Raw genomic sequence first — 12,590 nt, forward strand, 5'->3', positions numbered from 1 at the left:
TGAAACCCTTGATATTCCGTTCAAGATTTTTGTACCAAATAGCCTACAGTCTAATTGGTACGTCTCATTGAGACTGGAAGGCGCTTCTTGAAATGACTACTCGGTCAGTGTTTTAGCCTTAGCGTAAGTTTCTGTTCCATTACTACTCAACCCCCGTACTAATCGTTTTCCCTGGCAAGAAGGATAAATTTCTCATTTGAGAATGTTGGAATTATCCAGAATGACTGGAAAACCTAAACAGAGGATTCAAACTCTAAGTGTGAGGAAGTATATTCATGAAGCGCGCCTGTCTGACAGGCGTTAACTCAGCTCATAAAATTCATCGGGAGAGGTTCAATGATTGCCATACCTGGAATTGCCTTCCATTGCAAAATCTATGAGAGTTCAGTATCTCTAGTGTATCGGGGCATCCGAGTGCAAGATCAGCGATCGCTTGTAGTTAAGCTACTCAAGCAAGATTATCCCTCTCCCCAAGAACTGACACGCTACAGACAAGAATATGAAATTACCAGTTCTCTCAACCTGGAAGGCGTTGTTAAGGCATACAGCCAGCAAGACTATCAACGCACACTCGTCATTCTCTTAGAAGATTTTGGTGGAGAGTCTCTAGAGCAATGGATGCACAAGCGACCAGAAACTTTCTGTCCCATGCCCTTAGCTACTTTTCTACCGCTTGCGATCAACCTGACAAACATTCTAGGCAGAATCCATGCCGCCAATGTCATTCATAAAGATATCAATCCAGGAAACATCGTTTTCAATCCAGATACTGGCGTTGTTAAAATTATTGACTTTGGAATTGCTACCCAATTTAGCCGTACAAATCCGACGTTCAAGAGCCATTATGGTTTAGAAGGAACTCTTGCCTATTTGTCCCCAGAGCAAACCGGGCGCATGAACCGTTCGCTCGATTACCGCACCGATTTTTACTCGCTCGGTGCGACGTTCTACGAACTTCTAACTGGACACCTGCCGTTTCCCACAACAGACATCCTTGAGCTATTTCATTGTCATATTGCTAAACAGCCTGTTCCCCCTCACGAACTAAATGCAGCGATTCCTAGAGCAGTTTCAGATATTATTTTGAAACTGATGGCGAAGAATGCAGAGGATCGCTATCAGAGTGCTTGGGGTATCAAAGCAGATTTAGAAACAGGTTTTTGCCAGTTCGCAGAAACAGGTCAAATTGACAGTATTCAAATGGGTATTCAAGACGTTTGCGATCAGTTTCAAATTCCACAAAAACTGTATGGGCGCGAAGCAGAGATTGAAGCATTATTAGCAGCGTTTGACAGAGTAGCAGGAATGGGGAATGAACAATTGAGACTGAAGAATGAAGAAAATTCTGAATTCAAAGTCGAGATGATGTTGATCTCTGGCTACGCTGGGGTTGGGAAATCAGCATTAGTGCAGGAACTCTACAAACCTATTACTGCAAAGCGCGGTTATTTTGTATCTGGTAAGTTTGACCAATTTGGGCGCAATATTCCCTACAGTGCGATCGCAGATGCTCTGCAAAAATTGGTGCGGCAATTGCTCAGTGAACCAGATGAACAAGTGCAACAGTGGGGATCACGAATTTTAACAGCTTTAGGAACCAACACACAAATCATCATTGATATCATCCCGGAAGTTGAGTTAATTATTGGCAAGCAGTCGCCTGTACCAGAAGTTGGAGCAACTGAAGCTCAAAATCGGTTTAACCTCGTCTTTCAAAAATTCATTCGAGCGTGCTGTTCTTATGAGCATCCTTTGGTCATTTTTTTAGATGATTTGCAATGGGTAGACTCCGCTACGCTCAAGCTTATTGAGTTAATCCTGAGCGATCGTGAGATGCAATCCCTGCTTTTAATTGGCGCTTATCGGGATAACGAAATCACCCAAGCGCATCCGCTGATGGCAATTCTAGAGAAGCTAAAGCAGGAAACTGTTGCGATTAATCAGATAATGTTAGCTCCGCTAGAACATCGGGCAGTGGCTCAACTGATTGCTGAAACCTTGCACACTCATACTGAGTTGATCGCACCTTTAGCAGAGTTGGTATGGCGTAAAACGAACGGCAACCCCCACTTTACCAATGAATTCCTCAAAACTTTGCATACCCAGGATCTCATAGTCTTCAACATTAATCAACAACGTTGGCAATGGGATGTTGCTCAGATTAAAGCCAAAAATATTACCGACAATGTAGTGGAGTTAATGATCGGGAAGTTGAAACAACTTCCAGAGCAAACTCAACGAGTCTTACGTTTAGCTGCTTGTGTCGGTGCTGAGTTTGATTTAGCAACGCTCTCAGCCATCTGCGAACGACCGGCGGCTGAAATTTTTGCTGAACTAACAACGGCGATTCAGTCAGATATGATTCTAGCAACCTCAGAGTTAGATGAGAATCTGCTGATTCAGAATTACAAGTTTTCGCACGATCGTGTGCAGCAAGCTGCCTATGCCTTAATCGATCCGGAACAACTACAAGCTGTTCACTTGCAAATTGGTTACCTATTGCTGAAAAGCAATGAGCCTGAAACCAGATCAAGCAAGTTATTTGAGGTGGTCGATCACCTTAATCTAGGTCGTAACTTAGTGACGGATCAACAGGAGCGCGATAAAATAGCCAGGTTGAATCTAATCGCAGGGCAGAAAGCTAAAAAATCATCAGCTCGTAGTGCTGCATTACAGTATTTAACGATAGGAATAGAATTACTAGCCGCTGATAGATGGCAGTTTCAGTACACGTTGACCTTAACACTGTACGAAGAAGCGACAGAAGCAGCATACTTGTATGGCGACTTTCAACAAATGGAGCAATGGGCGATCGTTGTTCTAGAACAAGCAAATACGGTTCTGGATAAAATAAAAATTTATGAGACTAAGGTTCAAACTTGCATGGCGCAAGGTAGGCAAACAAAGGCAATTAAGGTTAGTTTAGAAGCTTTAGGGTTACTGGGTATAAATTTGCCAGAAATACCAACAGAAGTTGATGTTCAAAAGCAGTTAAAGGAAACAATAGATTACTTTAATACCATAAATGTAGAAGATTTGTTGGAGCTACCTTTGATGAAAGAGCCAGATAAACTGGCTGCTATGCAAATCTTATCAGGTTTAATTGGAGCTACCTTTGAAGCTGCTCCTTCACTACTACCGCTGATCGTATGCAAGCAAATCAATCTATCTGTTCGGCATGGAAATACTTTCTCCTCAGCTCTTGCCTATGCTGCCTACGGTGGGCTGATTCTCAATGGCATAATGCGAGATTTTGAAGAGGCTTATAAATTAGGCAAATTGGCATTGAGCTTGACGGAGAAATTAGATAGTAAAAAACTTAAGCCTAAGGTTTTAGAGATAGTTGCATGTCATCTCATGCATTGTAAAGATCATATTCATCAAACCTTATCTCTAGTCCGGGAAGGATACGAGATTGGGCTAGAAACCGGAGATTTAGTATATAGTGGATACTGTGCATTATTTGATTGTTTACATTTATATTTCGCTGGTTCACGACTAAACGAAGTTGAATCGAAAATTAAAATTTACAGAAATGTTCTAGCTCCACTTAAACAAGAAAATACTGTAAATTATCTCTGCAAATTGCAGCAGGTTATCTACAATTTAGCAAAGCAAGTGGAAAATCCAGGTTGTTTACTTGGCAATCATTACAGCGAAAAGCAACTCTTACCAAGTTATCTTGAAGCAAATGATCGATGTAACCTCTACCATTTCTACTTAGACAAGCTAATCCTAAGCTATTTATTTGAGAATGGCTCACAAGCCGTAGAGTATGCTTCTGAAACTGAACTTTATTTAGATGGGGCATTAGGAACTTTTGCAACGCCTGTATTCTATTTTTACGACTCTTTAGTTCAGATACAGTCATACCAGTCTATCTCTTCCTCAAAACAGGAGCATTTGCTGCTCAAAATAAATAGCAATCAGAAGAAGATGCGGAGATGGGCACATTCCGCTCCAACTAATTTTCAACACAAGTATGATTTGATCGAAGCTGAGAAAGCGCGAGTCTTGGGTCAATTTTTTGAAGCAGAAGACTTATATGAACAAGCCATTCAAGGAGCCAAGGACAATGAGTATTTTCAAGAAGAAGCATTAGCCTATGAATTAGCCGCTAAACATTATCTGGCGCGAGGTAGGGCGAAAATTGCCCAAACCTACATGAAGGAAGCTCACTATTGCTATGAACGATGGGGAGCAACGGCAAAGGTAAAAGATTTAGAGACTCGCTATCCTCAACTATTTCCTCAGTTGTCCAACATAGTTTCTACACCAGTTCGCACTACGACTGGAACCACCTCAAATACCTCACATATTGCTCTCGATTTAGCGGCGGTGATGAAAGCAGCTCAAGCGATTTCGAGTGAGGTTGAATTGGTGCGGTTGCTCAGTTCTCTAATGCAGATTTTAATTGAAAATGCTGGGGCACAAACTGGATGCCTGCTTTTGGAAAACTCAGGAGAATGGACAATCGAAGCGGCTTGTGAACTCAATGAAGGCGAGCAAGCCTGTGCGACGCAAGTACTGCGCTCGGTGCCAATGGCAAATCGTTTACCTGAATCGATCATCCATTATGTGATTCGGACTCATGAATCTGTCATCCTTAATAATGCGACTTGTGAAGGTACTTTTATTAATGAGCCGTACATTCAACACCACCAGACTCAATCAGTCTTTTGTTTGCCGCTGCTTAATCAAAGCAAGCTGATCGGTGTACTGTATTTGGAAAATCGATTAGCAACTGGAGTGTTTACACCCGCACGATCAGAAGTGTTGCATCTACTTTCAACCCAGGCAGCGATCGCGATCGAAAATGCCAAACTCTACTCAAAGCTCCGCGCTAGCGAAAGTCAGATGACTCAATTTTTAGAAGCGATTCCGGTGGGAATCGGCATCATTGATGCGACGGGTCACCCTTACTATGTCAATCATCGGGGAATTGAACTCATGGGTAAAGGCGTTGATCCTGCCGCGACACCGGAGCAAATATCAGAGATTTATCAATTCTATGTCACGGGAACGGATCAAATCTATTCCACTGAAAAACTGCCAGTTATCCGGGCGTTGAGCGGCGAATGCACCACCGTTGATGACATAGAAATTCGCCAAAATAACGCAACAATTCCAGTTGAGGTATGGGGCACCCCAGTCTTTGACGAACAGGGCAATGTGGTTTATGCGATTGTAGCCTTTCAAGATATCACCCAGCGCAAACAAGCAGAGAAACTTCTAGCCGACTACAACCAAACGTTAGAACAGCAAATCACTGAGCGGACTTTGCTCCTTTGGCAAGAAATTGAAGAGCGCCAACGAGTGGAGAATGCCTTGCGACAGAGTGAAGAGCAACGCAGGCTGACGATGGACTTCACGCACATTGGTAGTTGGAACTGGAATATCACGGAGAACACAGTAAATTGGAACGACAATCATGCTCGATTGCTGGGGTTAGTTCCCGGTGAGGTTGAGAGCAGCTATCAGGCATGGCGCGATCGCGTTCATCCAGAAGATATTCATCGGATTGAGCAAGCTGTTACAGCAGCTCTAGCAACTCATACCGATTTTGAAGCTGAATATCAAGTGATCTACCCAAATGGTAGTATTCACTGGTTGGTTGGCAGAGGTCGAGGCATTTATAACGCAGCCGGACAGCCTGTGCAAATGTTGGGTGTGATTCTTGATATTAGCGATCGCAAACTCGCCGAAGCTGCCTCGATTCTGGAAGAACGCAACCGCATGGCGCGAGAAATTCACGATACATTGGCACAGTCCTTCACGGGCATTATCATTCACGCTAGATCTGCTGCTAGCAAGATAACGGTAGACGCCCAAAAAGCTCAAGCTTACCTGGCTCAAGTACAAAACTTAGCCCGAACTGGACTCACGGAGGCACGCCGCTCTGTAGAGGCGCTACGCCGTCCATACTTATTAGAAAATAACGATCTGTTAAGCGCTTTCAAGCAACTGGCAACCCAGTTAGAATCATCCTCTGGTACGACAATTATGTGTGAAGCCATCGGTATTCCCTATCCGCTACCCTCTGAGGTGGAGAATAATCTGCTCAGGATTGGACAGGAAGCCTTGACTAATGCACTGAAGTACGCCAGAGCAACCGAAATTCGCGTTGAACTGATATATGACTCCGCGCAGTGCAGATTACGAATTAAGGACGATGGACAGGGATTTCCCATTGATCGTTCTTCTAGCCACAATGGCTTTGGTTTATTAGGGATGTCAGAACGTGCCCATCGCATTGGGGCACAACTCCAGATCCAGAGTAATCCTGGACAAGGAACAGAAATCGCGGTGTCGGTAAATCAGCAGGAAAAACCATCATGAATCAATCTAATGCCATTCGTGTTCTGGTTGTAGACGATCACCCGGTTGTGCGTCAGGGCTTGGTCGGGATGCTAGAAGAAGTGCCAGATATTCTTGTTGTTGGACAAGCTGGAAATGGTCAGGAGGCACTTGCTGTCTTTCGTCAAGAACAGCCAGATGCAACTTTGATGGACTTGCGAATGCCCCAGATGGATGGAGTCGCTGCGATTACTGCCATCTGCACCGAGTTTCCTGCTGCTCGGATTATCGTATTGACGACTTACGAGGGCGATGAAGATATTTATCAGGGATTACGGGCAGGAGCCAAAGGATATTTACTCAAAGATGCTGAGCCAGAAGAATTGCTGGCTGCTATTCGCACCGTTCACAAAGGACAGAAGCACATTCCACCTCAGGTAGGTGCCAAACTCTTAGAGCGCATGACGAGTCCAGAATTAAGCGATCGCGAGTTAGAGGTACTTCAACTCATTACAACGGGCAAGAGTACCCAAGTCATTAGCAAGGCTCTACATATTACTGAACGCACTGTCAACTTTCATATCAATCATATTTTAAGTAAGTTGGGTGTAGAGGATCGCACTCAAGCGGTGATCGTTGCATTAAGGCGGGGCATTGTTAGCTTGTAGCGTCATACCTGTCAAATTTGTCAGGTTATCATCTGCATAATTTGTCAGCTTATATTCTGAAGTTTTTCTCAGCGACAAAATCGACTTAACTCTCTAAATTGAGAGTATGCAACAGATAACACAGAGGTATTGATTTACCCAATTTTGAAAGATGTTTTATAGCAATCATCTGTCTCTACCTGCTGCACTCCTTTCCTAAGAGGTGCCAATGAGTCTCGGTGATTATTATAATCGGTTGCTTGTGCCAATTTCTGAACAAGATCATATTCAGGGATTGGTGAGCGCTTCAGTGGCACTCGTTGAATATGGTGACTATCAATGTCTTATTTGTGGCGAAGCTCACCAATTAATCAAGGCGATCCAGCAACAGCTATACGACTTATGCTTTGTATTTCGCCACTTTCCACAGCCGCAAATACATCCTTATGCCCAACGTGCAGCCGAAGCGGCCCAAGCGGCAGCCGCCCAAGGTCAGTTTTGGCAAATGCATGACATTTTGTTCACCCATCAACAAGAGTTAGGAAACGATCATCTTGTGGAGTATGCCAATAATTTAGGACTTGATATCCCTCAATTTCTGCAAGATATATCAAGTAAAGTACATATCAATCGCATCAATCAAGATATCGAAAGTGGATTAAACAGTGGAGTAACGGCTGCCCCAGCACTGTTTATTAATGAAATTCGCTATATCGGTCGCTGGAATATTGACCAGTTGATGGCAGCAATTATCACTGTAAGTAATTGATGTTCCTGGTTTTTAATCCTAACTAATGTCTCACTGAGGAAAATTTTATGACATCCATTCTATTACTGTTTAAAAATGGTTTTGAGTGCTATTCAGTTTTTAACTTAAATTTATTTTTTGGGCAATTCAGATATATAGTTGCACTTCAGGATGCTGAAATTGAACTTAACTTAAAACCTATCTTGGAAAACTTTCCTGGTTTAAATTAGCCGAACGTCAAAGAATAGGAATAGTTCATTCGGAATCAGGTGAAACACATTTGCACTGAGCTTGCACGATCAAACACTAGGAAACCCACTCTAGCAATGTGTTCTAAACCGTGAAGTTTAGATAGGGAGACAAACTAATGAACCGTGATCGGCAATACCTTTACTCCACTGCTATCGATAATCCTGAAAAGTTGCAAAGCCTGCCGCAACACCTCAACAGGTCCAGTTTGAATCATGTATTTACCCATATTGCACAAGAGGTTGCTCAGCGGCTTCAGTCATCTCATGATTTTCCAGTTAATCGAGACAGCAATCCTGATGAGGCGATAGCGATTCAAGCGATCGCACACTTGCAGCGATTGACCCCTCTGACTAATAAGGCTATTAAACATTAACTTTATACCTATCCACAAGGAGAAAAGAGCAATCTTATGACACAATCTTTCTGGCTTTTGGGCAATCGTATCACCATCATTGCCGATCACACTACAACAGGTGGTCAGTACGATCTAATTGAGGGCTACAACCCTCCGGGTACACTAACGCCCCTCCATCGTCACACGCGCTATTCCGAACAACTCTACGTGCTGGAAGGGGAACTCACGGTCTGGGCAGGTGAGAACAAGGCTGTGCTAACCCCTGGCGAAAGCTTTCTGATTTCTCCTGGCACTCCTCACGTCGTTGGCGTGCTCAGCGATAAACCAGCGCGTGCATTAGTCGTTGCTGCACCCAGCGGTTTTGCTCGGTTGATTGCAGCAACCGGGACGGTAGATGAGACAGAACCAACAGACCTGGCGCTATTTGAACGCATTGCTGCTGAGATAGGTGACGAATTTCTGGGTGCGCCCGGAGATCTACCCCCCACATGAGGTGATGCGGAAAAACTTTTTAGCGCAGATCGTCAACATCAGGTTGCTCCTCATCGTTCTCGTGTTGAAAGCAACCCACTGCAAACTACTCTTTCACCCCTCTACAACCACAGGATTTATCATGATGAAAAAACTAGAAGGAAAAGTCGCTCTTGTCACCGGCGGTACCAGCGGCATCGGTCTTGCCACTGCCAAGCGCTTTGTCGCCGAAGGTGCCTATGTGTTCATTACGGGTCGTCGCCAAACTGAACTTGATGCCGCCGTCAAAGCGATCGGTGAAAACATCACGGGTGTTCAGAGCGATGCCTCCAAGATGGAAGACCTCGATCGCCTGTTCGCCACGATTGAGCAAAAGCAAGGACACCTCGATGTAATCTTCGCCAATGCTGGCGGTGGGGAACTCGTCCCACTTGGATCGATTACTGAAGAACACTTTGACAAAACGTTCAACACTAATGTCAAAGGTCTGCTATTCACCGTGCAGAAGGCACTGCCTCTGTTACCAGAGGGCGCTTCTATCATTCTGAACGCCTCGACTGCTTCTACCGTGGGCACTCCAGCCTTCAGCGTTTACAGCGCGACCAAAGCCGCCGTGCGCTCGTTTGCCCGTAATTGGACACTCGACCTCAAAGAGCGCCATATTCGAGTTAACGCCATTAGCCCTGGCGTGGTTCCGACTCCTGGTTACGATCACTTGGGGCTGAGTGATGAGCAGTTGCAGGAATTCATAGACAGTCAAGCCGTCACTATCCCACTGGGAAGAGTAGGCACGCCCGATGAGATTGCCAAAGCCGTTGTCTTTCTCGCTTCAGACGACAGCAGCTTTGTCAACGGCATTGAGTTATTTGTCGATGGCGGTATGGCACAGATTTAAAGTGCCCTAAAAATACCCATCACCAAAACCGTTGAGGAGTTCGCTGCTATGAATGCAAATAACGGCATTATCAGTCAGCTCAGCCCATATTCAGTAATCGGAACCGCTGAAGCCAAAAAAGTTGGACTTAGCCTGCGTCCGACACAGTTATTGCTGTTTGGCAACCCTGAAGCCGGAACACCGCTCATGGTGGCAGAACCGACGATCGCTCTGGATTTACCCCTGAAAATACTGGCATGGGAAACGGCTGACGGTAAGGTATGGCTGAGTTACAACGATCCTGATTACTTAAAACAGCGGTTCTCTCTCTCCGATGAGTTGGTCAAAAACATCGCGGTCATTGCACCTTTAGTCAATCAAGCACTGCGATAAGTAACTCAGTCATTTTTTCGATATCCCATGTTGGCTGCCGTAATCGAATGCCATCCAAAACTTTGGAGCTAAAGATGAAACTCATCTCTGTCAACGTAGGACTTTCGCGTGAAGTGACCTCGAAAGGGAAAACAGTTACAACTGGAATTTTTAAAGAGCCACTCAACGAACGGGTGATGGTGCGATCGCTTAATTTAGACGGTGATAGGCAAGCCGATCTAACCGTTCATGGAGGAGTAGACAAAGCCATCTATGTCTATCCCTTCGAGCATTATGATTACTGGCAAAGTGAATTGCCTGATACAGAGTTCCCGCCAGGTATCTTTGGCGAAAATTTCACGATCACTGGGCTGAAAGAAGAGGAAGTGAACATTGGCGATCGCTTTGCGATCGGCACTGTAAAACTGATGGTGACACAACCTCGTCTACCCTGCTACAAACTTGGGATTCGGTTTGGACGACCGGATATGGTTAAACGATTTCTCGCGAGTCGTCGAACCGGATTTTACTTTCGTGTTTTGCAAGAGGGCGAAGTCGGAGCTGGAGACACTTTAGAGTTGGTGAGTCGAGATGACAACAACATCACTGTTGCTGATATCACTCAACTTTATGTTCGCCAGGAAGACAATCCAGAGTTACTTCACCGTGCTGCTCAACTGGAAGCTTTACCCGAAAGTTGGCGCGACTACTTCCAGGAGCAAGGTCGTCGTCAGGATGTGAGATAAATTAACCTGTCGTAAAACTTCACCAGTTGAAGAAGGTTCTCTCAGCATGGCTTCACGTCCATCAGCCACTACTTATAGGGCACTTTCCTGTAACGATTGAAATAACTGGATGGAGATAACCTGTAATTACTCTTTGAGTTAAGATTTAAACGCTTTAAAGCCGTCTCTAACTTGTCGCTTAACTCAGCAAACTTCAGTGTTCTGAATCAAATGAATATTGAACAATGAGAACAACAGAACACCTGTTTCTCATACTTCTACAACGCATATATTCCATGACCACATATCGCACAGTCTCAATCGATGGTTTAGATATTTTCTATCGTGAAGCGGGTTCTCGCGACAACCCAACGATTCTGCTGTTGCATGGCTTCCCGACTTCCTCTCACATGTTCCGCAATCTCATACCTGCACTTGCGGATTCCTTCCATCTGGTTGCCCCTGATTACCCTGGCTTTGGCTATAGTTCCATGCCTACGGTGGATGAGTTTGATTACACATTCGATCGCCTTACCGAAGTAATGGCAGGCTTTATCGATGCGATCAGATTAAAACGCTACAGTCTTTACTTGATGGACTATGGCGCTCCTATTGGCTATCGCCTTGCAACGCAGAATCCAGAGCGGGTAGAGTCGCTGATTGTGCAAAATGGCAATGCCTACGCGGAAGGGCTAGGTGATTTCTGGCAACCAATGCGAGCTTTTTGGCAGAACAAGACACCTGAGAATACCGAGCGGGTGCGTCAGGCTCTAGCTATCAAGGGCGCGAAATGGTATTACACCACTGGAGCGAGAAATTTAGAGTCCCTCAGTCCCGATACGTGGACTTTGGATGAAGCGCTTCTCGATCGCCCTGGTAACTCGGATATTCAACTGGCATTGAAGTACGACTATCAATCCAATTTGTTGCTGTATCTGCAATGGCAAGCCTACCTGCGTCAGTATCAACCCCCAACGTTAGTCGTGTGGGGCAAAAACGATCAGGGCTTTTTAGTCGAAGGAGCCTATGCCTACAAACGTGACTTGCAGAATCTTGAGTTTCATCTACTCGATACCGGACACTTTGCCCTGGAAGAAGATGGGGACGCGATCGCAGATCATATTCGCTGCTTTCTGACCACCCACGTTGTAGAGAACACCATGATCGACAGGACAACAACGACCGATCCCGATTTTGATGCCCGCGAGGCACTACGCCTGCTCGGTCCCGATCCCGAAAACTGGGTACCCGATCGCCCTGGCATCGATCACAATGTCACTATAATAGGTGGCAGCGGCAGCGGTAGCACCTTTGTATTTGCGCTACGCCGTGCTGGAATCGGTCGCGTGACGGAGATCGATGCAGCCGATGACGAGGCTCATGCAGGCGTATGGCTGACGCGAGCGCGGATGAAAACGCTCCGCACGCCGAAAAATCTGCCTGGTCCAGAACTAGGCATCCCAGAATTGTCCTTTCAAGCCTGGTACGAAGCTCGGCACGGTGCGGCAGCCTACGCGCAGATCGATCGCATTGGGCGAGTGGCTTGGGCTGAGTACCTCAGTTGGTATCGGCAATTCCTCGGTATCCAGGTTCGTTACCGGACGAAGTTGGTGCGGATTGAGCCAGATGCAGGTTTCTTCCGCTTACACCTTGAGGTAGACGGTGTCCCGCAGGTAGAAACTACGCGCAAAATTATCTTCGCCAATGGCGTGGCTGGCACTGGTGGTCCATACATACCTCCAGTACTGGCTGACTTACCACGCACGCTGTACGCACATACCGCCGATGCCATCGATTTTGAAGCACTGCGCGGTAAGACTGTGGCAGTGCTGGGTGCAGCGGCTTCAGC

General features: G+C 45.6%; 9 protein-coding genes and 1 pseudogene. All 10 read left to right on the plus strand.

Features of this window, described 5'->3' with window-relative positions; translation table 11 throughout:
* Positions 1-336: 336 nt before the first annotated feature.
* Positions 337-6,339 (plus strand): AAA family ATPase, encoded by a 6,003-nt coding sequence (locus H6F50_RS09520; RefSeq protein WP_190428506.1) that lies wholly within the window; start codon positions 337-339, stop codon positions 6,337-6,339.
* Positions 6,336-6,965 (plus strand): response regulator transcription factor, encoded by a 630-nt coding sequence (locus H6F50_RS09525; protein WP_190428507.1) that lies wholly within the window; start codon positions 6,336-6,338, stop codon positions 6,963-6,965. The genes H6F50_RS09520 and H6F50_RS09525 overlap by 4 nt, the downstream gene beginning before the upstream one ends.
* A gap of 208 nt (positions 6,966-7,173) precedes the next feature.
* Positions 7,174-7,713, plus strand: coding sequence for a DsbA family protein (locus tag H6F50_RS09530; protein WP_190424677.1), 540 nt, complete (start codon positions 7,174-7,176; stop codon positions 7,711-7,713).
* A 346-nt stretch (positions 7,714-8,059) separates the two neighbouring features.
* Positions 8,060-8,317 (plus strand): hypothetical protein, encoded by a 258-nt coding sequence (locus H6F50_RS09535; protein WP_190428508.1) that lies wholly within the window; start codon positions 8,060-8,062, stop codon positions 8,315-8,317.
* Positions 8,318-8,353: 36 nt separating this feature from the next.
* On the plus strand, positions 8,354-8,791 hold the full coding sequence (locus H6F50_RS09540; protein WP_190428509.1) for a cupin domain-containing protein: 438 nt from the start codon (positions 8,354-8,356) through the stop codon (positions 8,789-8,791).
* Positions 8,792-8,915: 124 nt separating this feature from the next.
* The gene (locus H6F50_RS09545) at positions 8,916-9,665 is read left to right on the plus strand and encodes an SDR family oxidoreductase (protein WP_190428512.1); all 750 of its coding nucleotides are present in this window, start codon (positions 8,916-8,918) and stop codon (positions 9,663-9,665) included.
* A 48-nt stretch (positions 9,666-9,713) separates the two neighbouring features.
* Positions 9,714-10,037, plus strand: a complete 324-nt coding sequence (locus H6F50_RS09550) for a DUF302 domain-containing protein (RefSeq protein ID WP_190428510.1) — start codon at positions 9,714-9,716, stop codon at positions 10,035-10,037.
* A 74-nt stretch (positions 10,038-10,111) separates the two neighbouring features.
* Positions 10,112-10,762: an MOSC domain-containing protein gene (locus H6F50_RS09555; RefSeq protein ID WP_190428511.1), complete on the plus strand. Its 651-nt coding sequence runs from the start codon at positions 10,112-10,114 to the stop codon at positions 10,760-10,762.
* A gap of 275 nt (positions 10,763-11,037) precedes the next feature.
* Positions 11,038-11,889 (plus strand): annotated as a pseudogene (locus tag H6F50_RS27910) (alpha/beta hydrolase); the annotation flags it as partial.
* Positions 11,890-12,150: 261 nt separating this feature from the next.
* Positions 12,151-12,590: SidA/IucD/PvdA family monooxygenase (locus H6F50_RS27915; protein ID WP_347277154.1), on the plus strand; the 440-nt coding region annotated here is incomplete at its 3' end.

Origin of the sequence: Coleofasciculus sp. FACHB-712, assembly GCF_014695635.1 — a bacterium.
Classification (GTDB): Bacteria; Cyanobacteriota; Cyanobacteriia; order Cyanobacteriales; family FACHB-T130; genus FACHB-T130.